This window comes from Cupriavidus sp. NPDC089707 (genome assembly GCF_044748965.1).
Lineage (GTDB): Bacteria > Pseudomonadota > Gammaproteobacteria > Burkholderiales > Burkholderiaceae > Cupriavidus.
In genome coordinates, this window is record NZ_JBIVHB010000009.1 from 53,802 (window position 1) to 76,866 (window position 23,065).

Consider the following 23,065-nt stretch of genomic DNA (forward strand, 5'->3'; position numbering starts at 1 on the left):
ATCAGGAGTGTGTTTTGCAGCAGGATCAACTTGAAGCCGCCGTCGCCTACAAGACCTGGGTGTGCGTGATCTGTGGCTGGGTGTACGACGAAGAGCAAGGCTGGCCCGAGGACGGCATCGCCCCCGGCACACGCTGGGAAGACATCCCCGACGACTGGCGCTGCCCGGAATGCGACGTCGGCAAGGGCGAATTCGCGATGATCGAGCTGTAACGCAAGCGGCGCCTTACGTGCCTTGCGCGCCGACGTGCTCCTCTAGCCATGCCGCCGCAACGGCGGCCGGCACAGCCCGGTGCGCTGCGATTGCGCGGCGCAACGCCGGTAGCGCATCCGGTATGGGTAGCTGCAGCGCCAGAGTGCCAGCAGAACGGTGACAAACAGCAGCGCGGCCATGATGGCGGCAAGCAGGCCGATGGACATGGCGGCCCTCCCTCTCGCAAATGCAGCGAAACACCTTGCGGGACGGGCTCAGATCAGCATCGGCAACGCTTCCAGCACCAGTACCGCGACCAGCGCGCCGATCAGCGCCCCCATGGTCCGGCAACTGATACGCAGGTACTTGGCGGTCACCGGGATCGAGCCCATGGCGATCACGCCTACCAGCGCCATCGGAATCAGGAATACAAGATCATGCGCGTTGAAGTGCATGGTGGTCTCCTGTCTCTCTCTTTTGTGATTCCAGTATAGGCAGTGTGTGCCGCGCGCAAGGCAGCGCGCATCGGGATTGTCCCGTAGTGCGCACAGCAGGCGGGCGCCGCAGGTATCGGCACCGGCACATTCCGCGCTGCAGGCGTTGCGCCACGCACGAAGCGGGGCGTGTTTTTCGCCGTGCCGGCAACCTCACGGGAAGCGCGTGTCCTATGCTGATCAGAGACGCGGGGCCCGGTCCCAACCATGTCGAATGCCCCGCCGATTCGAGAGAGACGGAGGTGGCTATGGAACTTCACATGCGATCGCACCATTACGTGCGGCGCCTGCCAGACTGGACCGCGGCAGCGGTGTCGGGGCTGGCCGCAGGCGCGCTGCTGCTGGTGCTGGAACTGTTCTGGTCGTCGATGGTGTCGGGCGTCAATCCGTGGGTGGCCACGCGCATGATCGCGGCGATCGTGATGGGGCCGGACGAGTTGCAGACGTCGCTGTTCACCGTCGGTACCGTGGCGGCGGCACTGGTGATTCACTTTGTGCTCGGCGCGGTGTTGGGCATGATCCTGGCGGCGATCATCGCGCCGTTCACGCTGGACTCGAGCCTCGGCATGGCGATGCTGGCCGGCGCCGTGTTCGGGCTGGTGGTCTACTTTTTCAACTTCTATGTGATGACGCGCGCGTTCCCGTGGTTTATCGAGGTACGTGGCTGGCATACGTTCATCGGCCACTTGATCTTCGGCATGACGGCGGCGGCGTGCTACTGGAAGCTGGAAAGCAAGGACGTGTCGCACTGAGGTGTCGCACCGAGCCGCAGCGCTCAGCGGCCGAATCGAGATTTTTTTAACCCGGGGATCGTGCCCGAACGGCACGGCAAGACGCATGCACATTTCCAGCGCGCTTTGGCCACTACACGGGTCCGCGCGCGACCATGGCGGCGGCATGGAACCGAGGGTTCCTGCCGCCGCTTTTTCTCTGCGGGTCGCGTGTGCCTGGTGGCACGCATTGGCTCGGCATGTCGCCTTGCAGTGACCTGACGGCATGCACTAGTCTTATCTAACCCTGCGTGACTTCCGCATCCCTCGCCGCGCGCGAGGAGGAGGGTGGTTATGGCGTTGGCCATTGCACTCGTCGTCATCGTCGTCGCTTCGGTGCTCTTCCATTTCCTGAGCCCGTGGTGGGCGACCCCGCTGGCGTCCAACTGGAAGCAGATGGACGACACGCTGACCATTACCCTCGTCATCACCGGGATATTCTTCGTCGTCATCAACCTCTTCATCGGTTATATCGTCTGGCGCTACCGTCACAATGCGCCACACCCCAATGGCGGCACCGGTCACCGCGCCGCTTACGAGCCGGAAAACCCCAAGCTCGAGTGGTGGCTGATCGGCGGCACCACCCTTGGCGTGGCGGCGTTGCTGGCGCCGGGCCTGTTCGTCTACGCCGACTACGTGCGCCCGCCGCGCGAGGCGATGGTGCTGGAGGTGGTTGGCCAGCAATGGTCGTGGGCGTTCCGCTTTCCCGGCAAGAGCGGCGAGCTGGGTGCCTCCGACCCGCGCTTCATCACCGGTTCCAATCCGCTGGGCCTTGACCCGGACGACCCGCGCGGACAGGACAACATCGTCATCGTGGGGCCCGAGGTACACCTGCCGCTGAATAAGCCGGTGAAAGTGCTGCTGCGCTCCAAGGACGTGCTGCACGATTTCTACGTGCCGCAGTTCCGCGCGCGCATGAACATGGTGCCGGGCATGGTGACGTCGTTCTGGTTCACACCGACGCAAACGGGGCGCTTTGAAATCCTGTGCGCGCAGCTGTGCGGCGTGGGGCACTACAACATGCGCGGCATCGTGGTGGTGGAAGAACCCGCCGCGTATGAAGCCTGGCTGGCGAAGCAGCAGACCTTTGCCATGGCGCTGGCGAAGGCGGCGGCCCCGCCGGCGGCCATGGCCGCTGCAGCACCGGGCGCCGCCGGCGACGCCGGCGTGATCGAGAAGGGCCGCGCCCTGGCGCAAAGCAAGGGCTGCACCGCGTGCCACAGCATCGACGGCAACCCGAGCGTGGGGCCGACGTGGAAGGGCCTGTACGGCAAGACCGAAACCTTTGCCGACGGCAGCAGCGCGGCGGTCGACGACGCCTTCCTGCACAAGGAGATCATGGACCCGAACGCGCGCCTGGTGAAGGGCTTCGGTCCGGTCATGCCCAAGCTGCCGATGAGCGAAGACGAGGTTGCGGCGCTGATCGCGTATATCAAGTCGGCAGGGACTGGGGCTGCCGCGCCGGAAGACGTCGCGCCGGGCGCGCCCGCTGCCGCCACCAGCGCGGCCACGACCGCCGCGGCCGGCACGGCGGCACCCGCGCCGGCGCCGGGCGCTGCCTCCGGCACCTATACGACGTCGACCGCAGTGGCCGTGCCGCCTGGCGCGGCGCCCGCGCCGCCCCGCAAGTGAGGAGACCCGCATGGCTTACGCCGACGATGCCGCCCATCACGCGCCGCAGAGCTTCTGGACCCGCTACGTCTGGAGCCAGGACCACAAGGTGATCGCCGTGCAGTACACCATCGTGGCGATCGTGGTGGGGCTGGTGGGCGTGGCGCTGTCCAACCTGATGCGGATGCAGCTGGGCTTCCCGGGGCGCTTCGAGTTCATTGACGTCAATCGCTATTACCAGTTCGTCACCATGCACGGCATGATCATGGTGATCTACCTGCTGACGGCGCTGTTCCTCGGCGGCTTCGGCAACTACCTGATCCCGCTGATGGTGGGGGCGCGCGACATGGTGTTCCCCTTCCTCAACATGCTCAGCTTCTGGGTCTACCTGCTGTCGGTGATCGTGCTGCTGGCCAGCTTCTTCGTGCCGGGAGGGCCCACCGGCGCGGGCTGGACGCTGTACCCGCCGCAGGCCATCCTGCCCGGCACACCGGGGCATGACTGGGGCATCATCCTGATGCTGGTGTCGCTGGCGATCTTTATCGTGGCGGCGACGATGGGCGGCCTGAACTATGTCACCACGGTGCTGCAGGCACGCACCGAGGGCATGACGCTGCTGCGCATGCCGCTGTCGGTGTGGGGCATCTTCATGGCCACCATCCTTGCGCTGCTGGCATTCCCCGCGCTGTTCGTATCGGCGGTGATGATGCTGCTGGACAAGACCCTGGGCACCAGCTTCTTCATGCCCGCGATGGTGTCGATGGGCCAGCAGCTCGACTACAAGGGCGGCAGTCCGCTGCTGTTCCAGCACCTGTTCTGGTTTTTCGGCCACCCCGAGGTGTATATCGTCGCGCTGCCGGCCTTCGGTATCGTCTCCGACCTGGTCAGCGTGCATGCGCGCAAGAGCATCTTCGGCTATCGCACCATGGTGTGGGCGATCCTGGCGATCGGCGTGCTGTCGGTGGTGGTGTGGGCGCACCACATGTTCGTCAGCGGCATGAATCCTTACTTCGGCTTCTTCTTTGCCACCACTACGCTGATCATCGCCGTGCCCACGGCGATCAAGGTCTACAACTGGGTCATCACGCTATGGCGCGGCGACATCCATTTCTCGGTGCCGATGCTGTTTGCCATCGCGTTTATCAGCACCTTTGTCATCGGCGGGCTGACGGGGCTGTTCCTGGGCAATGTCAGCGTGGATATCCCGCTGTCGAACACGTATTTCGTGGTGGCGCACTTCCACATGGTGATGGGCGTGTCGCCGATCCTGGTGGTGTTCGGCGGCATCTACCACTGGTATCCCAAGGTGACGGGGCGCATGCTCAACGACACCATGGGCCGCGTGCATTTCTGGATTACCTTCATCGGCACCTACGCGATCTTTTTCCCGATGCACTACCTTGGCGTGCTGGGCATGCCGCGGCGCTACTACGCATGGGAGAACTACGCCTTCATCCCCGAATCCGCGCACGTGATGAACATGTACATCTCGGTGGCGGCCTTCGTGGTCGCCACGGCGCAGCTGCTCTTTGTCTATAACATGGTGTGGAGCCTGCGCCGTGGCCAGAAGACCGACGGCAACCCCTGGCGCGCGGCCTCGCTGGAGTGGCAGACGCCGCAGACGCCACCGGTGCACGGCAACTGGGGGCCGCACCTGCCGGTGGTGTACCGCTGGGCCTATGCCTACAGCGTGCCGGGCGCGCCCGAGGACTTCATTGCGCAGAACGCGCCTCCCGAAGCGGGCGGATCGGAGCCCGAACCCCATGCCAGCCGCGGAGCCGTAGCATGAACGCCGACGCCGTCTACAAGGTCAGCCGCGACGACTTCGGCGGCAATCCCTCAGGCGAGAATGCCGCGCACCGCCACCCCCAGCGCCGTTCGTCGGCAAGCATCGGCCTGTGGGTGTTCATGGGCGTGGTCACGTCGCTGTTTGCGCTGTTCCTGACCGCTTATGCGCTGCGCATGGACAGTCCGGACTGGCACCGCATTGCCTTGCCGTGGCAGGTGTGGCTGTCGACGGCACTGCTGGCCGCCGGCAGTGTGGCGATGGAGGTGGCGTCGCGCGCGGCGCGCCGCGGCAGCATGGGCGTGGCGCGGTTGGCGCTGCGGCTGGGCGGCCTGGGCGCGGCCGCCTTCGTGGTCTCGCAGCTGTGGGCTTGGCAGGCCCTGGGCGCGATGCAGGTCATGCCGGCAGGCAATCCGGCAGGCAGCTTCTTCTACCTGCTGACCGCCATGCATGGCCTGCACGTGCTGGGCGGCCTGATCGGGTGGGGCTTCGCGGCGGCAGCGCGAGGCAGCGGCGACAGCGCCGCGCTGCGCATGCGGCTGTGCGCGCGCTACTGGCATTTCCTGCTCGCCGTGTGGGCGGTATTGCTGGCTGCGCTGGGCTGGCTCACGCCCGAGCTGGTGCGTTATCTCTGCGGCACGGCTTAGGGCATGCACGCAGAAGAGGAGGAGAGCGGCATGTCAACGCAACTGTCTTCACCCTCGGCCACGCCGCCCGTGGCACCGCCGCCGTCGGGCGGGCTGCGCGGCATGCTGGCCGACTGGTCATCGGACCAGCAGGCCTTCAAGGTGTCGTGGGGCAAGGCCATGATGTGGATCTTCCTGCTGTCCGACACCTTCGTCTTCAGCTGCTTCCTGACCGGCTACATGACGGTGCGGATGTCGACCACGGTGCCATGGCCCAACCCCAGCGAAGTGTTCGCGCTGCACGTAGGCGGCGCCGACATCCCGCTGCTGCTGATCGCCATCATGACCTTCGTGCTGATCACCAGCAGCGGCACCATGGCCATGGCGGTCAATTTCGCGTACCGGCGCCAGCGCCGCCAGTGCGCCACGCTGATGCTGGTGACGGCGCTGTTCGGGGCGCTGTTCGTCGGCATGCAGGCCTTTGAATGGACCAAGCTGATCGTCGAAGAGGGCGTGCGGCCGTGGAGCAACCCGATGGGCGCGGCGCAGTTCGGCTCGACCTTCTTCATGATCACCGGCTTCCACGGACTGCACGTGTCGTGCGGCGTGATCTACCTGCTGGTGGTGGCCACGCGCGTGCTGCGCGGGCGCTACGAAGCCACCGGCAATTACCAGATCGTCGAGATCGCCGGCCTGTACTGGCACTTCGTTGACCTGGTCTGGGTGTTTATCTTTGCGTTCTTCTATCTCTGGTGAGGGCGGCCATGGCATCGACTCCCGCAACCCCCGCAACCCCCACGCAGCCGTCCGGGCACGAGCCCGGGCATGCCGGCGCGCACACCGGCCAGCAGCACCCCATCGGGCTGTACCTGAAGATCTGGCTGCTGCTGTTCGTGCTGTCGACGCTGTCCTACCTGGTCGACTATTTCCATGTCACCGGCTACCTGCGCTGGACGCTGATCCTGGTGTTCATGTTCCTGAAGGCGGGGCTGATCGTGGCGGTGTTCATGCATATGGCATGGGAGCGCATGGCGCTGATCTGCGCCATCCTGGTGCCGCCGCTGTGCCTGCTGGTGCTGGTCTGGCTGATGGCGGAAGAAGCGAACTATACGTTCCTCACGCGCGGCAGCTTCTTCCGCTGACGGGGAGGCGCCGCCGGCTCCGGGAGGGAGCCGGCGGCAGTCCGCCTTGTGCCCGCAGGACGTTCAGGCCTGGGTGATGAACTTGGTCACCAGGTAGCCATCGAACGTCTCCAGGCCCCCCTCGCTGCCGATGCCCGAATCCTTGATGCCGCCGAACGGTGTTTCGGCCAGCGCCATGCCGAAGTGGTTGATATTGACCATGCCCGCTTCCAGCCCGTTGGAGACTTCCGTCGCGGTCTTGAGCGAGTTGGTGAACACATACGAGGCCAGGCCAAAGGGCAGGCTGTTGGCGCGGCGCAGCACTTCAGCGGTGTCCTTGAAGCGCGTGACCGGCGCAACCGGGCCAAACGGCTCGTCGGTCATCAGGCGCGAATCGTCGGGCAGGTCGGTCACCACGGTCGGCGCGAAGAAATAGCCCTTGTCGCTGCCGAGGGCGCTGATGCGCGAGCCGCCGGCCACCACCTTGCCGCCGCGCTGGCTGGCATCGTCCAGGAACTGCTCCATCGACAGCACGCGGCGCTCATGCGCCAGCGGGCCCATCTGGGTGCCATCCTCCAGGCCGTTGCCGACCTTGATGGAGCCGATCACCTCGGTGAAGCGCGCCAGGAACTTGTCGTAGGCCTTTTCCTGGACGTAGAAGCGCGTCGGCGACACGCACACCTGGCCGGCATTGCGCAGCTTGAAGCGCGCCAGCATTTCGGCGGCGGGCTCGATGTCGGCGTCGTCGAATACCAGCACCGGCGAATGGCCGCCCAGCTCCATGGTCACGCGCTTCATGTGCGCGCCGGCCAGCGCGGCCAACTGCTTGCCCACCGGCACCGAGCCGGTAAACGAAATCTTGCGCACGATCGGCGACTCGATCAGGTAGGTCGAGACTTCGCTGGGCACGCCCCAGACGATGTTCAGTACGCCCGGCGGCAGGCCGGCATCATGGAACAGCTGGGCCAGCGCCACCACCGCGCTGGGCGAGTCCTCCGGACCCTTCAGGATCAGCGTGCAGCCCGCGCCCACCGCGGCGACGATCTTGCGGATCGCCTGGTTGAACGGGAAGTTCCACGGCGTGAACGCGGCGCAGACCCCGATCGGCTCGCGCACCACGATCTGCCGCACATTGGGCTGGCGCGGCGGAATCACGCGGCCGTAGATGCGGCGACATTCCTCGGCGTGCCAGTCGGCATGCTCGGCGCAGACCATGATCTCGCCGATGGCTTCGGCCAGCGGCTTGCCCTGGTCCAGCGTGATATTGCGGCCGATCTCCTTCGCGCGCTCGCGGGCCAGCTCGCCCACGCGGCGCAGGATCTTGCCGCGCTCCAGCGGCGAGGATTTCTTCCACGTCTCGAACGCGCGCTGCGCAGCGGCGAGCGCGCGGTCAAGGTCGGCGCGGGTGGCGTGCGGCAGCTTGCCCAGCACTTCCTCGGTGGCCGGATTGATGACGTCCTGCTCGCGCCTGTCGCCTCCCTTGATGAATTCACCGTCGATATAGAGGGCGAGATCCTGGTACATGCGTATTCTCCTTGGTGGCGTTCGATGGGCGAAGGCAAGGCCGCGGCGGCGGGCAACCCCGCAGCCGCGGCCGTCAGTGAAAACGCAAGCTTACCGCGACTGCGGCGATCATGCAGTGGACGCTGCGCCCGGGGCGGGCGCAGGCAGGGAGGAAAGTGCGGCACCCGTCCCGCCGCCGGCAGGGGTGGATGCGGGCCGGAGCGGGCTGCGCCCGCGGCACTCAGGCCAGGTCGCGCGGCCGGGCGGCCGTGCTGACAGTGGTGGCGCCGGTGCGGGTGGCTTCCACCACCAGAATCACCAGCAGCGTGATCAGCGTCAGGCCGAACACGGCATAGCCGATGCTGTCGCCTTCGATGGCGAACAGGCTGGGCGCATAGGTGGGGCTGGTGCAGACCATGGTGCCGGCGGACATGCCGGTGTAGTGCATGCCACAGACCGCCACGCCCATCACCACCGCCGCGGCCAGCTGCTTGCCGAGCGTCTTCACGGTGGTGGCCAGCCACAGCGCCACCACCGACACCACCACGGCAATCACCGCCGATAGTGCGATCACGCTCAGGTCCCAGTCAAAGCGCGTATTGGAGCGGATTGCCGCCATGCCGGTGTAGTGCATCGCCACCACGCCCAGCCCGGTCAGCACGCCGCCCTTCACCACGTTGTCGGTGCGGCTGCCGCGCGGGCGCGAGGCCAGCGCCAGGCCGGCGCCGACCAGCAGCATGACGACGACCAGCGAAGCCAGCGTCATGAACAGCCCGAACTCGCGGTGCGTCGGCGTCCGGTACGCGACCATGCCGATAAAATGCATCGACCAGACCGCACCGCCGCCCAGCGCCACGCTGGCGCACAGCAGCCGGTCAACGTCCAGCCGCCCGTCGGGCAACCGTATACGCCGCGACCAGCGCAGCCCCACGTAGGCACCGCAAACCGAGATCAGAAACGACAGGGCCACCATGGGCCAGTCATAGGCGAATGGCACCACGGTGCCGGGAACGGGCTGGAAACCGACGAACATGACCATACCTCCTCGAAGGTACCGCGACTGAGAGCGCGCGCGTACGCCGGTACGCGGCGTTTGCTGCCGGACTGAATTGCGGGAGAGCAAACTGCCAGGGGCGAAAGGCGGGCCTCTGCGGGCCGATCCGTGGTGCGCCGGCGTGGCGCTGCCCCGCGCGGAGTATGCCGCGGAGCAGCATCGGCCCGGAATAACTCATTCAGGTAAAAATTACGGGGCAACGCCGCGCCGCACACGCTTGTGACGCCTGCTCCGCAGCGATAGACTGGCCCGATTCCCGATTGCCATCCAACGCCACCTGGGCGCCGGGGCGAGGCGCAGGCCGCCGCAGCCACGCGCCATGCCCCTGATGAAGCCAGATGCCAGACTGACCACCGGCCCGATCGGCCGTACGCTGCTGCTGTTCTCGCTGCCGGTGCTCGGCAGCAATATCCTGCAATCGCTGAACGCCTCGATCAATTCGGTCTGGGTCGGACACTACCTCGGGGAAGCCGCGCTGACGGCGACCTCCAACGCCAACATCATCCTGTTCTTCCTGCTGGGCGTGGTATTCGGCATCAGCATGGCCAACACCATCATGATCGGCCAGGCCGTGGGCGCGCGCGACCTGGACGAGGCGCGGCGCGTGGTCGGGACCAGCACTACGTTCTTTGTCGCGCTGTCGGCGCTGGCGTCGGTGCTCGGCTTTGTCTATACACCCGACATCCTGGCAGCGATGCATACGCCGGAAGATGCCGCGCCGCTGGCGGTGAGCTACCTGCGCATCATCTTCCTGGCGCTGCCGTTCATGTATTTCTACAACTTCGTGATGATGACGCTGCGCGGCGCGGGCGATTCGCGTACGCCCTTCTGGTTCATGTTGTTGTCGGTGGTGCTGGATGTGGTGCTTAACCCGGTGCTGATCTTCGGTGTCGGGCCGGTGCCGGCGATGGGCATTGCCGGTTCTGCGCTGGCGACGTTGATCGCGCAGCTGGCCAGCCTGGCGGCGATGATGGTGCTGCTCTATCGGCGTCGCCATTTCCTGCTGCTGCATCGCAGCCAGCTTGCGCTGCTGCGCCCGGATCCGGCGATCCTGCGTGCGCTGGTGATGAAGGGACTGCCGATGGGGTTGCAGATGGTGGTGATCTCGTCGTCCGCGATCGTGATGATGGCGCTGGTCAATGCTTACGGGTCGCAGACGACGGCGGCCTATGGGGTGGCATCGCAGCTATGGACGTATGTGCAGATGCCGGCGTTGGCCGTGGGCGCCAGCGTTTCATCCATGGTCGCGCAGAACGTAGGGGCCGGGTTGTGGCAGCGGGTGTCGCGTATCACGCGCGTGGGGCTGCTTTTCAATGTGACCATGACGGGGGCGCTGGTCGGACTGATCTACTTGTTCAACCGGCATTCGCTCGGCATCTTTCTTGGCGACGACAGCGTTGCGATTGGCATCGCCCAGCATATCAATGTGGTGGTGCTGTGGTCGTTCATTCTGTTTGGCTTCACGATCGTGATCTTTGGTACGGTGCGCGCTACAGGCGCCGTGATGGCGCCGCTGGTGATCTTGTTCTTGTCGATGTGGGTGATCAGGTTGCCGTTTGCCTGGCTGCTTGGCGAGCGTATCGGCGCGGACGCGATCTGGTGGAGCTTTCCTGTGGGCTCGGTAGTGTCGTTGGTGCTGGCGGTGGGGTATTACCAATCGGGGGGCTGGCGGCGTAGTCATATTCTTCCGGCTGGCGGGCATCCTGGGGAGGCGGTGGGGCAGGCGCCGGATACGAGTATGGGGACGCCTTGTGAGGATGTTGTTGAGCAGGTTCGTTGAGGTTTCTTCGAGTTTTGTGCTGCAGCTTGGCGATATGGCTGGCGCTTACGAGGTCTGGCGCGGCGCCGGCAAGTTGGCTGGCTTCACTTCGTGGAGCCTGCGGCCCTCACCCCCGGCCCCTCTCCCGCAAGCGGGAGAGGGGAGCAAACAGGCGGGAAGGGACAGGCCTGGGGCTCATCGGCGATAGCGCCAAGCGAGGGCAGCGACGCGTTCTGTGCCCGGGACCCCTGGCCTGAGATGTTGCCGGCGCGCAGCGCAGCCGTAGGCGTTCCTGCGTTGACGTCGGCAGCAGGGGCCCCCAACCTTCTGGGCTCGTTCAACCAGCATGTCAATCCCGCCGCCGTGGTGCACCCTTGCGGCAGGCAGTCCTGCTCCGCAACGAAGCTCAGCCCCGTACGAGAGCCTCCGGACACTACGATAAGAGTGGCCGCCCGCAGGGCAGTCAACGCGCTTTCTGGTGACTCTTTGTCGCTCGGACAAAGAGTTACCCGCCCTTCAGGGCGGAACCGGGCATATCAAATATCCGCCAGATGCCAAGCCGCAGCGCAAAAAAATAATCCAACCCCCTGAAAGCCATTCGAAAGATCAACCTGTCATCCTGCCACCGCTGGCACTCCCTCCCAGCACACGCGCTCGCACAATCAAGCGCGTCTTAACGGCCGCGCCTTGCCCTGACGCAAGCGCGCGCGCCGTCTTATTCGCCAGGAAAAAAGCACCCGCATATCGCCTGCGCCGATCACCATTTCTCATTCAAAAAAGCACTTCGGACAAATACATCACATCATGATGTATTTGAACTTCTCATCCATCAAAAACCCCTTATTTCAAGGTACATCGGTAAATACCCGTAAACAAAGACAAATGAAAGGCCGCTGAAAGATCACCTCTTTAAGGTTCGATCCAACCGTCGGGAACATGGCCCCTGGCATGCCGCGTTGCTGTCAGAGCCGGCGCAACCTCCCGGCCTCGCATTTCATGAACTTTGAGGAGAATCGTTTTGCGCATACGCAGCCAAAAGGACTTTGCCTCCGGCCTGATGTTTATCCTGGTCGGTCTTGGCTTTTCCTGGGTCGCACGCGGCTATTCCATGGGAACGGCGGCAAAGATGGGACCCGGATATTTCCCCTTCCTGCTGGGCCTGGTGCTCGCCGTGCTGGGCGCGGTAGTGTTGCTGGGCTCGCTCTCGGCCAAGGGCGAGGAAGACAACCTTGCCCGCTGGGACCTGAAGACCCTGCTGTGGATCCTGGGTTCGGTCGTGCTGTTCGGCCTGCTGCTCAAGCCGCTCGGCATGGTGCTGTCGGTGTTCGTGCTGGTGCTGGTGTCGTCGATGGCGAGCCACGAATTCAGCTGGAAGGGCGCGTTGCTCAACAGCGTAGTGCTGGTGCTGATCAGTCTCGGTGCCTTCGTCTACGGCATTAACCTGCAGATGCCGGTGTGGCCGGCGTTCCTGGCAAGCTAAGGAGTCGCACACCATGGAATTGTTTGACCATCTTGCGCTGGGCTTTTCCACAGCCCTGTCGCTGCAGAACCTGGCCTACGCCTTCCTGGGCTGCGTGCTGGGTACGCTGATCGGCGTGCTGCCGGGCCTGGGGCCGCTGGCTACCATCGCCATGCTGCTGCCGATCACCTATACGCTGCCGCCGGTGGCCGCGCTGATCATGCTGGCCGGCATCTACTACGGCGCCCAGTACGGCGGCTCGACCACCGCCATCCTGGTGAACCTGCCGGGTGAATCGTCCTCGGTGGTGACCACCATCGACGGCTACCAGATGGCAAGACGAGGACGAGCGGGGGTGGCACTTGCCACCGCCGGCCTGGGCTCGTTCTTCGCCGGCTGCGTGGCCACGCTGATCCTGGCTGCGTTTGCCACGCCGCTGTCGGAAATCGCGTTCAAGTTCGGCCCTGCCGAGTACTTCTCGCTGATGGTGCTCGGCCTGATCGGTGCCGTGGTGCTGGCCTCGGGTTCGCTGGTCAAGGCGATCTCGATGATCGTGCTGGGCCTGCTGCTGGGCCTGATTGGCACGGACGTGAACTCGGGCGCCGCTCGCTTCTCGTTCGACGTGCCGGAACTGACCGACGGTATCGACTTCGTGGCACTGGCCATGGGTATGTTCGGCTTCGCTGAAATCATTGCCAACCTGGAGCAGAAGGAAGCCCGCGAGACCTTCACCAACAAGGTCACCAACCTGTTCCCGACCAGGGAAGACTTCAAGCGCATGATCCCCGCGGTGCTGCGCGGCACGGCGCTGGGTTCGGCGCTGGGCATCCTGCCGGGCGGCGGTGCGGCACTGGCCTCGTTCGCGGCCTACTCGCTGGAGAAGAAGACCTCCAGGTTTGCGCACGAGTTCGGCAAGGGCGCGATCGAAGGCGTGGCGGGTCCGGAATCGGCCAACAACGCCGCGGCGCAGACCTCGTTCATCCCGCTGCTGACGCTGGGCATTCCGCCCAACGCGGTGATGGCGCTGATGGTGGGCGCGATGACGATCCACAACATCCAGCCCGGCCCGCAGGTGATGACCAGCAACCCGGCGCTGTTCTGGGGCCTGATCGCCTCGATGTGGATCGGCAACCTGATGCTGATCATCCTGAACCTGCCGATGATCGGCATCTGGGTCAAGCTGCTGACCGTGCCGTATCGCTTCCTGTACCCGGCCATCCTGACGTTCTGCTGCATCGGCGTCTACTCGGTCAACAACCAGACCTTCGATGTGTTCATGGCTGCCGGCTTCGGCATCATCGGCTACCTGTTCCTGAAGCTCAAGTGCGAGCCCGCGCCGCTGCTGCTGGGCTTCGTGCTGGGGCCGATGATGGAGGAGAACTTCCGCCGCTCGCTGCTGCTGTCGCGTGGTGACTTCAGCGTGTTCGTGACGCGTCCGCTGTCAGTCGGCCTGCTGATTGCCGCCGCGGCACTGGTGGCGGTGGTGACCCTGCCGTCGATCAAGGCCAAGCGCGAAGAGGCGTTCCAGGAAGAGTAGCACCGCGCGTGCTCCCCGGGACTGCACCGTCGGAACGGTTCACCCCAGGCGGCGCATGACAACGCAAGCGTTTCGGGGTGCCTCTGTGCACCCCGTTTTTCTTTGGCTCGGGCCGCACGGCCCGACATCACGACAATAGAGTGCCCGACTGCGGCAGCAGTCATGGCTGCGCATGATGATCAGGATTCCCGCACTATCGGGTGCACCGACAGCGCCCATGAAACCGCCAACCCTTGACCGGTTTTTCTCACGTATCTATGTCCTTAAGCTCGTGCAGTCGAGTCCTTCGACGGTGCTGAGCCTGGTCGAACGCCTGCGGGAACGGGGCATCGACAAGAACATCCGCTCGCTGCGGCCGGTGCTGCGCAGCCTGATGATGGCGCGTGCCATCACGGCCGAACTGGTTGAAGGCAGTGGCCGTGTCTACTGCATCACGGAGCGCGGGCGTGCCGAACTGGAGCAGTACATCTCGCACCTTGCGGTGCTGAAGGCCGAGTTGGCGCCGGACGAGGGCGAGCAGGCCTGAGCGTCATTCCCTGGTAAAGATTTCCAGGAAATGCTTGCTCGGATCCTCGAAATAGATGCGGCGGCCGCCGTCGTCGGTGCTGACTTCTTCTGGCCGGCGGCGGTATGGGTCAGCCCAGTACATCAGCTTGCGCTCGCGGATGCGGGCAAAGCTCTGGTCGAACTCGGCGTCGCTCAGCAAGAAGGCATAGTGCTGCAGGGCAACATTGCCGTCGGCGTCCATGAAGTCGAGGGTGACGTTGTTGTCGAGCCGGACGGCGAGAAATGGCCCGAACGGCACTGCCGCGGGACGCCCCAGGATCTCGCAGAGGAAGTCGGCCGACACCTTCTTGTCATGGGAAAACACGATGGTGTGATTGAGTTGGATAGCCATATCTGCAATCCCCCATAGTTGTGTGCGGGGAGCAGCGCGTCGACATGCCGCGACGGACATGCGCGCACCAGCGCGGTCCCACGCCGATAGCGTACAGGTTTGGCGGCTGAATGTCGCCTGAAAGAAAAACAGGCCGGTCCAGTGGACCGGCCTGCGGCGTATGCCCGTGCATCTGGCACGGTCAGGATCATGCCTGTCGCGCTATTGCGATACCAGCGTTATTGCGATACCAGCTCCAGGCCAGCCTGCGACTCGTCGTTGCCGCGTGCCACCAGCACCTTGATCTTGTTCGGCACGGCCGCGCCGATGCCGTCAGTCGGAATGGTGGTGATCAGCCAGTCGGCGTTATTTTCCAGCGTCAGCGTGCCCGAATCAAAGATTACGGTCTTGGTGCCCGCCGTGGTAATACGCAGGCGATAGGTGCCGCCGTCCATGTCGACCGAGTCGGACCCGGAAGCCGGCGATGCCTGCTTGTACCCCACGTTGCTGAAGTTCGGGCCGACCGAATTGAGGTCGATCGCCGGCATGGTCAGGTAGATATCGACGTTCTGCGCATTGAACGAAGCGTTCAGCGTGCGCACGCGCGCCTTGTTCGACAGCAGGCCCTTTTCGAACGGATCATCGATCAGCAGCACTTCGGCAGCAGTCGCGCCTGGCAGGGCTACTACGGTGTACTTGTGGCCGGTGGCGGCCACGATGGTCGCGCGGCCGAGTTCGGTCTGCGTGCCGGCAGCGTTGAACGAGATCAGCTGGTTGCCGGTTTCAACGTTGAAGTAGGTCGAGACAAACTTGTACGGCTTGTTGGTGAAGCTGGTCAGCGCGCCGTTCTGCAGGATGTCGACGTTGGGGCCGCCGGTGATCGCATGGATCGCGCGGACGGTCGGCTTGCTCAGGCCGATACGATCGTCGATGCCGTCATCGCCGCCACCGCAGGCCGACAGGACTGCCGCTGCGGCCAGCACGAGGCCGAGGATAAGACTGGATTTGGATCGGAACATGGGTCACCTCTTACCGTTGGAATCAGAGACGAGCTGGCCCATGCCGCGCGGCGGGGTTGCCGGTAGCGTGGCCAGTTGGCGTTCTGCTGCAGGCGCGGCGAGCGCGCGTGCCATGGATGCAGCTGCCGTGATGCAACGATAGGTATGAGGGTTGGTACGAGACAGGCGCACGGCTCCGAATTCCCTGTCGGAGGAATCCCACAGGCACAGTGCCCACAATGCGTCCGAAATATGGCAAAGCGTGACCGGGTATAGGTTGGCCGCGGCCGGCCAGACGCGCCGACTTGTGCGGGCCAGCGGCAATTACTGTGTAACCGGTTGTTGCAACCGGCGTGTCGCCGCCATTGACGCCGTCATTAAGGCAAAGGTTTTGGCGCGATCGGGCTCATCCCTGAGGCAGCGACATCATGACCTGGTTGCGCCCGTTGCGCTTGGCCTGGTACAGCCCCGCATCGGCGACTTCCACCAGCCGGCTCGACGGCTCGCCGGCCTGCGGCACCAGCAGCGCGCCGCCGATGCTGACGGTCACGCAACCGCTGGTGGGCGAGCCGCTGTGCGCGATGGCAAGACCCTGCACCGCCCGCCGCACTTTTTCGGCCAGCAGCCGCACGCCGCCAGGCGAGGTGCCCGGCAGCACCATCGCGAACTCTTCGCCGCCGAAGCGCGCGGGCAGGTCCGACGCTCGCGTGCAATTGTCCTTGATCACGGCGGCCACGCGCCGCAGCACGTCGTCGCCGGCGACGTGGCCGTAGGTGTCGTTGTAGGCCTTGAAGGCGTCGACATCGATCATCACCAGCGCCAGCTGCGTTTGCTCGCGCTGTGCCCGGCGCCATTCCGCGCCGAGATATTCGTCGAAGTAGCGGCGGTTGGACAGCCCGGTGAGGCCGTCCGAGTTGGTCAGGCGCTGCAGTTCCAGGTTGGTCTCGAGCAACTGCTGCTGGCTTTGCCGCAGCGCGCGGTAGGCTTCATCGCGCTGCAGCAGGTTCAGGTATGAGCGCGAGTGGTAGCGGATACGCGCGATCAGCTCGATGCTGTCGGGCAGCTTGACCAGGTAGTCATTGGCGCCGGCGGCGAACGCCGCGCTTTTCATCGAGGCCTCTTCCTTGGTCGACAGCACGATGATCGGGATGTCGCGCGTGGCGGCGTTGTCGCGGTAGTGGCGGACCAGCGTCAGGCCGTCGACACCCGGCATGACCAGGTCCTGCAGGATCACCGTGGGCCGGGTACGCTGCGCCACGGCGACGGCTTCGTCGGGCTGCGAGCAATAGTGGAAATCGATGTCTGGCTCGGTGGACAGCGCACGGCGCACCGCTTCGCCGACCATGGCCTGGTCGTCGACCAGCAGCACCATGACCGGGTAGTCCGATGCGTTAGAGGCGAGGGCAGGGTCTTGGGGATTCATGCTGTCATCCTGGGGTGTTGCGCTCCCGGGACTGGCCCGGGACGCATTCTGGCAGTCTGGCGGCGCTCACGGCAGCGGCGCGGCCAGGCCGGTGCGCCCGCACGCCTGCACCAGCCGCGGGGCGATGCGGCCCAGCGGCAGGATCTCGGCGGCCGCGCCAAGCGCGGCCGCCGCCTTCGGCATGCCGTACACGGCGCTGGTGGCGCGGTCCTGTGCAATCGTCAGGAAGCCGCGGTCGCGCATCGCTTTCAGGCCGAGCGCGCCGTCGCGGCCCATGCCCGTCAGGAGCACGCCGACCACGTCGCCGCGCCAGTGTTCGACCACGCTTTCAAAGAAGACGTCGATGGAGGGCCGGTACAAGTAGTCGCACGGTTGTTCCGTATAGACCATGCGCGTCGGGCTGGCCAGGCGCAGGTGGTCATTGGTGCCGGCCAGCAGCACCGCGCCAGCGTGCGGCGTGTCGCCGGCGCGGGCGATGCGCACCGGCAGCGCGCACTGGCCATCGAGCCAGTCGGCCATGCCGGCGGCGAAGGCCTCGTCGACGTGCTGCACGGCCACCACCGCCGCGCCGAAGTCGGCCGGCAGCGCGCCCAGCAGCGCCGCCAGCGCAGCCGGGCCGCCGGCGGAGGCGCCGATCGCGACCAGGCGCGGCGCGGCGACGGCGCGGGGCGCGGCTTGCAGCTTATGCTGCGGGGCCACGCGGCCAGCCAGCAGCCGGCCGATATTGCGCATCTTGCGCAGCAGCGGGCCGGCGGCGAGCTGTGCATCGGGTTCCGTCAGCGTGGGCGTATCGACCGCGTCGATGGCGCCGTGTCCCATCGCGTCGAACACCTGCGCGGCATTGCGGCCGAGATCCATGGTGACCACCACGATCGCGCAAGGCGTGGCCGACATGATCCGGCGCGTGGCTTCGACGCCATCCATCACCGGCATCAGCAGGTCCATCAGGATCAGGTCCGGCGTGCGGGCCGCGGCCATCTGCACGGCCTGTTCGCCGTCGACGGCGACCCAGGCGAGCTCGAAGGCGGGATCCAGCGCGATGGCCCGGCGCAGCGCGGCGACCGCGAGCGGGGAGTCGTTGACGATGCCGATTTTCATGAGCGTGCCTCGCCGATCAGGTCCTGCACCGCGTCGAGCAGCGCGGCGTCGTGGAAACTGCCCTTCGCCAGATAATAGTCCGCGCCGGCTTCCAGGCCGCGCTGGCGGTCCTGCTCGCGGTCCTTGTACGACACCACCATCACCGGCAGCTGGCGCAGCGCGGCATCATGGCGGATCCTGCGCACCAGTTCGATGCCGTCCATGCGCGGCATGTCGATATCGGTGATGACCAGGTCGAAAGGCTCGGCGCGCAGCACGTTCCAGCCGTCCATGCCATCGACCGCCACCGCGACATCGTAGCCGCGCCCGGCCAGCAGCTTGCGCTGCAGCTCGCGCACGGTGAGCGAGTCGTCGATCACCAGCACGCGCCGCGCGCGCGATTGCACGCTGGCTTCGGCGGCGTGGCGCACGCCTTCGATGCGGCCTTCGGAGACCAGCTTCTCGACCGAGCGCAGCATGTCCTCCACGTCGAAGATCAGTACCGGCGTGCCGTCGTCGGTCAGGCTGCCGGCGGCAATGTCCTTCACCTTGCCCAGCGCGGCGGGCAGGGGCTGCACCACCAGCAGCCGCTCGCCCAGCATGCGGTCGACCGCGATGCCGTAGGTGCGCTCGCCCTCGCCGATGATGATTACCTGCACGTCGTCGTGCGTGTGCGCAATGATCTCCGGTCGCTGCATCACCTGCGCCGCGCTGACCAGGCCAATGGCACGGTCCTCATGGCGGAAATGCTGGTGGCCTTCGGTCTGTTCGATCTGCGCGCGCCCGATCGCGGCGGCGCGCAGCACACGCCCGAGCGGGAAGGCATAGGCCTCGCCGGCGACCTCCACCAGCAGCGTGCGCACCACCGACAGCGTCAGCGGCAGCTCGAGGTGGAAGTGCAGGCCCTGCCCGGGCTGCTGCGTCAGGCGCACGCTGCCGCGCACGTGCCGCACCATCTCCTGCACCGCGTCCAGACCGACGCCGCGGCCGGACACCTCTGACACCGTGTCGCGCATGCTGAAGCCGGGCAGCAGCAGGAAATCAAGCAGCTCCGCTTGCGACAGCCGTGCCGCGGTCTCTTCCGAGGCCAGGCTGCGCCGCACGATCGCTCGCCGCAGCGCGTCCACGTCAACGCCCGCGCCGTCGTCAAAGATCTCGATCACCAGCCGGCCGGCGTTGTGGCAGGCCTGCAGCGTGACCCGGCCTTCGGCGGGCTTGCCCTGTGCCTGGCGCACCGCGGGCGGCTCGATGCCGTGGTCCACCGCGTTGCGCAGCAAGTGGGCGAGCGGGGCGTCGAGCGCTTCCAGGATGTCGCGGTCGACCTGGGTGCCGGCGCCGACCAGCTCCAGGTGCACGGACTTTCCGAGCGTGCGCCCCAGGTCTCGGACCATGCGCGCGTAGCCGGTCAGGCCATCCGCGAGCGGGCGCATGCGCGAGCCCAGCGCGCTGTCATAGAGCCGGCGCGCAAGGCGCGTGGCGCGGTGGTCGTACTGGTCGAATTCGTCGGCCCGCCGCGACAGCTCGCCATGTCCGTCGTCGAGCAGTTGCCGCAATTCGGCCAGCGCCGTGCGCGCGCCGGCGTTGGCCGCGAGGGCGTCCTGCAGCGCGTCCTGCAGTGCATCGGCGGCGCGCAGCGCACGCGCCTGCTGGCGCCTGGCCTTCTGCAGCGACTGGCCGAATGGCCGCAGCCAGTGCGATTCGACCATGGCCTCGCCGGACAGTGCCAGCAGTTGGTCCAGGGCATCGGCGTTGACGCGCAGCATGCGCTCCTGCGGGTCGCCGGGGACGGTTGGCTGTGGCCCCGCTGCCTGGGACGGCGGGACGGGTGCGGCTGCCGCTGGTGGTACCGCGGGCGCATCGTCTGCCTGCCCTGTCCTCGAGGGCGCGGTGGGCGGAACCGCGACGGGCGGCAAGGCCAGGCGGCCGTCCAGCGTGCTCAGCCGCTGCACCACCGCATCGATCTCGGCGCGGCCGGCACCGTCACCCCAGCCCGGGTCGCCACCGGGCGGATGGCCGATGCGCAGCAGCAGGTCGGTGCCCTGCAGCAGCGCGTCGATATGCGCGGCCGTCAGCGGCATGCCGCCTTGCGCGGCGACCAGGCAGTCTTCCATCGCGTGCGCCATGCGCACCGCGGCGTCGAGCCCGACGATGCGCGCCGCGCCCTTGAGCGAATGCGCCGCGCGCATGCACGCCTCCAGGTGCTCGGCGGCGGCCGGGTTGCGCTCCAGCGCCAGCAGCCCGGCGTTGAGGATTTCGGCCTGCGATTCGGCCTCGAGCGCGAACAGCTCGAGCAGCGAGGCGTCGCGCAACTGTTCGGGGTTCATGCAAGGCTCCGTGCCAGTGCCTGGCGCAGCAGGGCTGCGTCGAGCAGGCCGATGCTGCGGCCATGGTCCAGGAACAGAGCCTGCGTGTAGCGTGCCGACGCGCGCCCCAGCGTGGCCGGCAGCGGCTGCAGCGCGGGTCCGGGTACCCGCACCATGCCGGAAACCTCGGCCACCGGCAGCGCGAGCGCGGCGCGGCCCTGCCCGAGGATCAGGAAGCGGTTGCCTGCGGCCTCGTCGGCGTTGCCGATGGCGGGCGTGGCGCTGCCAGTGCCGAACAGCCGTGCCAGCGACAGGCACACCAGCAGGTTGCCGCGCACGGCCGCCAGGCCCAGCACGGCAGCATCGCGGCGGTGCGGCAGCGAATGCACCGGACACGGTGCGGTGACTTCGCCCAGTGCCGCGGTCGGCAGCGCCAGCCATTCTTCGCCGATGCGGAAGACCAGGCACGACAGCGCCGTGCCGTGCCCGGCAAACGGGTCGTCGGCTTCCATGGCGAAGGTTGCCGCGTCGGGCAGTGCATCAGCGAGCTGGTCCAGCTGCTGCGCATCCAGCAGCATGGCCGCGGCTTGAGCGTACGTCGGACAATTGCGGCAGTGCGCATGCTGGGCCAGCGCCGGGCAGGAGCCGTCGCCGCGCACGCCGATGCGGCGCCAGCAATCATCCACCGCCACGGTGGCCGCGGAGTTTCCGCCGAAGATGCGTTGCGGTTCAGCCATGGTGCTTGCGGGTGTGGCGTTGCGCGCGCTGGCGCAGGCGCATGGCGCCGTCGTGGTCGCCTTCGGTGTCGAGCAGCGCGGCCAGGTGGTAGAGGCTTTCCTGGTGCGCCGGATCCAGGTACAACGCCTTGCGGTAGGCGGCGTGCGCCTGGGCGGTGCGGCCCGCGGCGTCGTGCAGCACGCCATGCATGCACCAGGCGCCGGCGGCGCCGGCATCGGTGCCGATGCGGTCAAGCAGCGCCTGGCAGGCGGCGGCAGCGGCCTCCAGTTCGCCACGGTCGGCCATGCCGGCAATGCGTGCCAGTTCGGTGGCATGCGCACTGCCAGGCAGGACGGGGGCGGCCGGCGCGCCGGCCGCGGGGGTTGGCCGCACCGGCGCGGGCCTGGCCGGCACCGGCGAGCGTGGCAGGCGCGGTGGCGCAGCCATCCTTGCCATCTGCGGCGGGTGCGCGATAGCGGACGGTGTGGCGCGCGGCGAGGGTTTGCGGAAGGCAAAGGTCAGCGGCAAGCCGACCGGCGCCAGCCCCTGCGCGCTCAGCAGGCTGGCCTCGGCAGGGCCGACGAAAAGCAGGCCGTCGGCCATCGTCAGCCGCGCCAGCGTCTGCACCGCGCGCCGCTGGTCGCGCGCATCGAAATAGATCAGCAGGTTGCGGCAGAACACGAAGTCATAGGGTGGTTCGCCGGCGAGCAGGTTGGGGTCGACCAGGTTGCCCTGCAGCAGCCGCACCTGTGCACGCACACGCGGGTCCAGCGCGTAGCCGGCGGGGCCGGCCGTGAAATAGCGCTCGCGGAAATCCAGCGAGCCGCCGCGGAAGGCATTGGCGCCGTACTCGCCCTGGCGCGCGCGCGCCAGCGCACGGGCGCTGATGTCGACAGCGTCGATGCGGAAGCGCGCCGCCGGCACTCCGGCATCGAGCAGGGCCATGGCGATCGAATAGGGCTCTTCGCCGGTGGAGCAGGGCAGGCTCAGCACGCGCAGCGTGCGCGTGCCGTCGGCGAAGGCGCGCTCGGCGGCAAAGCGGCCCAGCGCCAGCAGCGCCTCGCGATGCCGGAAGAACCAGGTCTCGGGCACCACCACCGCCTCGATCAGCGCCTGGAACTCGCCGGCGGTGCCATGCAGCAGGTTCCAGTACGCCTGCGTATCCGCCGCCTGCACCGCCTGGCTGCGCTCGCGCACCGCGCGCTCCACCGCGCCGCTGCCGATGGCGTCGGCGTCCAGGCCGATGCGGGCCTTGAGCAGGGCCTCGATGTGCGTGGCAGTGCTCATGCGGGGTCTCCGGACGTGTCGGCGAACAGCATCGCATGGATTTCGTCTGGCAGCAGGGCGTCGATGCGCACCCACTGCACCAGACCTCGCGCGTCATGGCGCACTGGCCCCAGGTAGCGAGGACTGGCGCCCGCGATGCCGCCATCGACGAAGGATTCGGCTGGGCAGCGCAGCACTTGCGTGGCGGACTCAAGCCGCAGGCCGAGCAGCCGCGGCGGCGCGGTGCCGCGATGGCGGTAGTGGACCAGCACCGTGCGCGTGCTGGTGCGCAGCGCCGCCGGCACGCCGGTCGCCAGCGCCGGCAGGTCTATCACCGGCACCGGCTGGCCGCGGCGCTCCATCATGCCGGCCACCCAGGCGGGCGCGCCGGGCACCTGCTTCAGGCGCGTCAGCGGCAGCACCTCGGCGACCTCGGCTGTATCCAGGGCGTAGTGGTCGGCGCCAAGGCGGAACAGCAGGAAGAGCTTCATG

The 23,065-nt window shown here is 66.8% G+C and carries 23 protein-coding genes; 11 read left to right on the top strand and 12 right to left on the bottom strand.

Going from position 1 to position 23,065, the window contains the following annotated elements:
• Nucleotides 1–14 precede the first annotated feature (14 nt).
• Nucleotides 15–212 carry a rubredoxin gene (locus tag ACIP1U_RS16475; RefSeq protein ID WP_029047538.1) on the top strand — a complete coding sequence of 66 codons (198 nt, stop codon included), beginning with the start codon at nt 15–17 and terminating at the stop codon, nt 210–212.
• Nucleotides 213–254: 42 nt separating this feature from the next.
• Here ACIP1U_RS16475 and ACIP1U_RS16480 read toward each other — a convergent pair whose 3' ends face one another.
• The gene (locus ACIP1U_RS16480) at nt 255–419 is read right to left on the bottom strand and encodes a hypothetical protein (protein ID WP_400316716.1); all 165 of its coding nucleotides are present in this window, start codon (nt 417–419) and stop codon (nt 255–257) included.
• Between the two features lie 48 nt (nt 420–467).
• Complete coding sequence (locus ACIP1U_RS16485) at nt 468–647, bottom strand: hypothetical protein (protein ID WP_400316718.1); 180 nt, start codon at nt 645–647, stop codon at nt 468–470.
• 287 nt (nt 648–934) lie between these two features.
• On the opposite strand from ACIP1U_RS16485, the gene ACIP1U_RS16490 reads away from it, so the two are divergent.
• The 6 genes from ACIP1U_RS16490 to ACIP1U_RS16515 all read left to right on the top strand — a co-directional run bounded on the left by ACIP1U_RS16490 (nt 935) and on the right by ACIP1U_RS16515 (nt 6,621).
• Nucleotides 935–1,438: a hypothetical protein gene (locus tag ACIP1U_RS16490; protein WP_400316720.1), complete on the top strand. Its 504-nt coding sequence runs from the start codon at nt 935–937 to the stop codon at nt 1,436–1,438.
• 312 nt (nt 1,439–1,750) lie between these two features.
• Nucleotides 1,751–3,088: a c-type cytochrome gene (locus tag ACIP1U_RS16495; RefSeq protein WP_400316722.1), complete on the top strand. Its 1,338-nt coding sequence runs from the start codon at nt 1,751–1,753 to the stop codon at nt 3,086–3,088.
• A gap of 10 nt (nt 3,089–3,098) precedes the next feature.
• Nucleotides 3,099–4,856: a cytochrome c oxidase subunit I gene (gene ctaD, locus ACIP1U_RS16500; protein ID WP_400316724.1), complete on the top strand. Its 1,758-nt coding sequence runs from the start codon at nt 3,099–3,101 to the stop codon at nt 4,854–4,856.
• Nucleotides 4,853–5,500, top strand: coding sequence for a bb3-type cytochrome oxidase subunit III (locus tag ACIP1U_RS16505; RefSeq protein WP_400316726.1), 648 nt, complete (start codon nt 4,853–4,855; stop codon nt 5,498–5,500). The genes ctaD and ACIP1U_RS16505 overlap by 4 nt, the downstream gene beginning before the upstream one ends.
• A gap of 30 nt (nt 5,501–5,530) precedes the next feature.
• The gene (locus ACIP1U_RS16510) at nt 5,531–6,235 is read left to right on the top strand and encodes a heme-copper oxidase subunit III family protein (RefSeq protein ID WP_400316728.1); all 705 of its coding nucleotides are present in this window, start codon (nt 5,531–5,533) and stop codon (nt 6,233–6,235) included.
• Nucleotides 6,236–6,243: 8 nt separating this feature from the next.
• Nucleotides 6,244–6,621 (top strand): cytochrome C oxidase subunit IV family protein, encoded by a 378-nt coding sequence (locus tag ACIP1U_RS16515; RefSeq protein WP_400316730.1) that lies wholly within the window; start codon nt 6,244–6,246, stop codon nt 6,619–6,621.
• A 63-nt stretch (nt 6,622–6,684) separates the two neighbouring features.
• On the opposite strand, the gene ACIP1U_RS16520 is transcribed toward ACIP1U_RS16515, so the two are convergent.
• Together ACIP1U_RS16520 and ACIP1U_RS16525 are read right to left on the bottom strand one after the other, a co-directional pair.
• Complete coding sequence (locus tag ACIP1U_RS16520; protein ID WP_400316732.1) at nt 6,685–8,124, bottom strand: NAD-dependent succinate-semialdehyde dehydrogenase; 1,440 nt, start codon at nt 8,122–8,124, stop codon at nt 6,685–6,687.
• A gap of 220 nt (nt 8,125–8,344) precedes the next feature.
• Complete coding sequence (locus tag ACIP1U_RS16525; RefSeq protein ID WP_400316734.1) at nt 8,345–9,136, bottom strand: MHYT domain-containing protein; 792 nt, start codon at nt 9,134–9,136, stop codon at nt 8,345–8,347.
• Nucleotides 9,137–9,485: 349 nt separating this feature from the next.
• Here ACIP1U_RS16525 and ACIP1U_RS16530 point away from each other — a divergent pair, with 349 nt between their 5' ends.
• The 4 genes from ACIP1U_RS16530 to ACIP1U_RS16545 all read left to right on the top strand — a co-directional run bounded on the left by ACIP1U_RS16530 (nt 9,486) and on the right by ACIP1U_RS16545 (nt 14,438).
• Complete coding sequence (locus tag ACIP1U_RS16530) at nt 9,486–10,937, top strand: MATE family efflux transporter (RefSeq protein WP_400317016.1); 1,452 nt, start codon at nt 9,486–9,488, stop codon at nt 10,935–10,937.
• Between the two features lie 997 nt (nt 10,938–11,934).
• On the top strand, nt 11,935–12,396 hold the full coding sequence (locus ACIP1U_RS16535) for a tripartite tricarboxylate transporter TctB family protein (RefSeq protein WP_400316736.1): 462 nt from the start codon (nt 11,935–11,937) through the stop codon (nt 12,394–12,396).
• A 13-nt stretch (nt 12,397–12,409) separates the two neighbouring features.
• On the top strand, nt 12,410–13,912 hold the full coding sequence (locus ACIP1U_RS16540; protein ID WP_400316738.1) for a tripartite tricarboxylate transporter permease: 1,503 nt from the start codon (nt 12,410–12,412) through the stop codon (nt 13,910–13,912).
• A 217-nt stretch (nt 13,913–14,129) separates the two neighbouring features.
• Nucleotides 14,130–14,438 (top strand): transcriptional regulator, encoded by a 309-nt coding sequence (locus ACIP1U_RS16545; RefSeq protein WP_342917664.1) that lies wholly within the window; start codon nt 14,130–14,132, stop codon nt 14,436–14,438.
• Nucleotides 14,439–14,441: 3 nt separating this feature from the next.
• On the opposite strand, the gene ACIP1U_RS16550 is transcribed toward ACIP1U_RS16545, so the two are convergent.
• The 8 genes from ACIP1U_RS16550 to ACIP1U_RS16585 all read right to left on the bottom strand — a co-directional run bounded on the left by ACIP1U_RS16550 (nt 14,442) and on the right by ACIP1U_RS16585 (nt 23,064).
• Nucleotides 14,442–14,810, bottom strand: a complete 369-nt coding sequence (locus ACIP1U_RS16550; RefSeq protein ID WP_400316740.1) for a VOC family protein — start codon at nt 14,808–14,810, stop codon at nt 14,442–14,444.
• Nucleotides 14,811–15,028: 218 nt separating this feature from the next.
• Entirely contained in the window at nt 15,029–15,808 is a 780-nt protein-coding gene (locus ACIP1U_RS16555; protein WP_400316742.1) for a DUF4397 domain-containing protein, read from the bottom strand.
• 385 nt (nt 15,809–16,193) lie between these two features.
• Nucleotides 16,194–17,210: a diguanylate cyclase gene (locus ACIP1U_RS16560; RefSeq protein WP_400316744.1), complete on the bottom strand. Its 1,017-nt coding sequence runs from the start codon at nt 17,208–17,210 to the stop codon at nt 16,194–16,196.
• A 66-nt stretch (nt 17,211–17,276) separates the two neighbouring features.
• Nucleotides 17,277–18,308 carry a chemotaxis response regulator protein-glutamate methylesterase gene (locus ACIP1U_RS16565; protein WP_400316746.1) on the bottom strand — a complete coding sequence of 344 codons (1,032 nt, stop codon included), beginning with the start codon at nt 18,306–18,308 and terminating at the stop codon, nt 17,277–17,279.
• Nucleotides 18,305–20,611 (bottom strand): hybrid sensor histidine kinase/response regulator, encoded by a 2,307-nt coding sequence (locus ACIP1U_RS16570; protein ID WP_400316748.1) that lies wholly within the window; start codon nt 20,609–20,611, stop codon nt 18,305–18,307. The genes ACIP1U_RS16565 and ACIP1U_RS16570 overlap by 4 nt, the downstream gene beginning before the upstream one ends.
• Nucleotides 20,608–21,327 (bottom strand): chemotaxis protein CheW, encoded by a 720-nt coding sequence (locus ACIP1U_RS16575; RefSeq protein WP_400316750.1) that lies wholly within the window; start codon nt 21,325–21,327, stop codon nt 20,608–20,610. Before ACIP1U_RS16575 ends, ACIP1U_RS16570 begins: the two co-directional genes overlap by 4 nt.
• Nucleotides 21,320–22,594 carry a CheR family methyltransferase gene (locus ACIP1U_RS16580; RefSeq protein WP_400316752.1) on the bottom strand — a complete coding sequence of 425 codons (1,275 nt, stop codon included), beginning with the start codon at nt 22,592–22,594 and terminating at the stop codon, nt 21,320–21,322. The genes ACIP1U_RS16575 and ACIP1U_RS16580 overlap by 8 nt, the downstream gene beginning before the upstream one ends.
• Nucleotides 22,591–23,064 (bottom strand): chemotaxis protein CheW, encoded by a 474-nt coding sequence (locus ACIP1U_RS16585; RefSeq protein WP_400316754.1) that lies wholly within the window; start codon nt 23,062–23,064, stop codon nt 22,591–22,593. The genes ACIP1U_RS16580 and ACIP1U_RS16585 overlap by 4 nt, the downstream gene beginning before the upstream one ends.
• Nucleotide 23,065: the final 1 nt, after the last annotated feature.

Coding starts and splice junctions, on each gene's coding strand:
- ACIP1U_RS16480 (WP_400316716.1), bottom strand. CDS start 419: ATGTCCATCGGCCTGCTTGCCGCCATCATGGCCGCGCTGCTGTTTGTC.
- ACIP1U_RS16485 (WP_400316718.1), bottom strand. CDS start 647: ATGCACTTCAACGCGCATGATCTTGTATTCCTGATTCCGATGGCGCTG.
- ACIP1U_RS16490 (WP_400316720.1), top strand. CDS start 935: ATGGAACTTCACATGCGATCGCACCATTACGTGCGGCGCCTGCCAGAC.
- ACIP1U_RS16495 (WP_400316722.1), top strand. CDS start 1,751: ATGGCGTTGGCCATTGCACTCGTCGTCATCGTCGTCGCTTCGGTGCTC.
- ctaD (WP_400316724.1), top strand. CDS start 3,099: ATGGCTTACGCCGACGATGCCGCCCATCACGCGCCGCAGAGCTTCTGG.
- ACIP1U_RS16505 (WP_400316726.1), top strand. CDS start 4,853: ATGAACGCCGACGCCGTCTACAAGGTCAGCCGCGACGACTTCGGCGGC.
- ACIP1U_RS16510 (WP_400316728.1), top strand. CDS start 5,531: ATGTCAACGCAACTGTCTTCACCCTCGGCCACGCCGCCCGTGGCACCG.
- ACIP1U_RS16515 (WP_400316730.1), top strand. CDS start 6,244: ATGGCATCGACTCCCGCAACCCCCGCAACCCCCACGCAGCCGTCCGGG.
- ACIP1U_RS16520 (WP_400316732.1), bottom strand. CDS start 8,124: ATGTACCAGGATCTCGCCCTCTATATCGACGGTGAATTCATCAAGGGA.
- ACIP1U_RS16525 (WP_400316734.1), bottom strand. CDS start 9,136: ATGTTCGTCGGTTTCCAGCCCGTTCCCGGCACCGTGGTGCCATTCGCC.
- ACIP1U_RS16530 (WP_400317016.1), top strand. CDS start 9,486: ATGAAGCCAGATGCCAGACTGACCACCGGCCCGATCGGCCGTACGCTG.
- ACIP1U_RS16540 (WP_400316738.1), top strand. CDS start 12,410: ATGGAATTGTTTGACCATCTTGCGCTGGGCTTTTCCACAGCCCTGTCG.
- ACIP1U_RS16545 (WP_342917664.1), top strand. CDS start 14,130: ATGAAACCGCCAACCCTTGACCGGTTTTTCTCACGTATCTATGTCCTT.
- ACIP1U_RS16550 (WP_400316740.1), bottom strand. CDS start 14,810: ATGGCTATCCAACTCAATCACACCATCGTGTTTTCCCATGACAAGAAG.
- ACIP1U_RS16555 (WP_400316742.1), bottom strand. CDS start 15,808: ATGTTCCGATCCAAATCCAGTCTTATCCTCGGCCTCGTGCTGGCCGCA.
- ACIP1U_RS16560 (WP_400316744.1), bottom strand. CDS start 17,210: ATGAATCCCCAAGACCCTGCCCTCGCCTCTAACGCATCGGACTACCCG.
- ACIP1U_RS16565 (WP_400316746.1), bottom strand. CDS start 18,308: ATGAAAATCGGCATCGTCAACGACTCCCCGCTCGCGGTCGCCGCGCTG.
- ACIP1U_RS16570 (WP_400316748.1), bottom strand. CDS start 20,611: ATGAACCCCGAACAGTTGCGCGACGCCTCGCTGCTCGAGCTGTTCGCG.
- ACIP1U_RS16575 (WP_400316750.1), bottom strand. CDS start 21,327: ATGGCTGAACCGCAACGCATCTTCGGCGGAAACTCCGCGGCCACCGTG.
- ACIP1U_RS16580 (WP_400316752.1), bottom strand. CDS start 22,594: ATGAGCACTGCCACGCACATCGAGGCCCTGCTCAAGGCCCGCATCGGC.
- ACIP1U_RS16585 (WP_400316754.1), bottom strand. CDS start 23,064: ATGAAGCTCTTCCTGCTGTTCCGCCTTGGCGCCGACCACTACGCCCTG.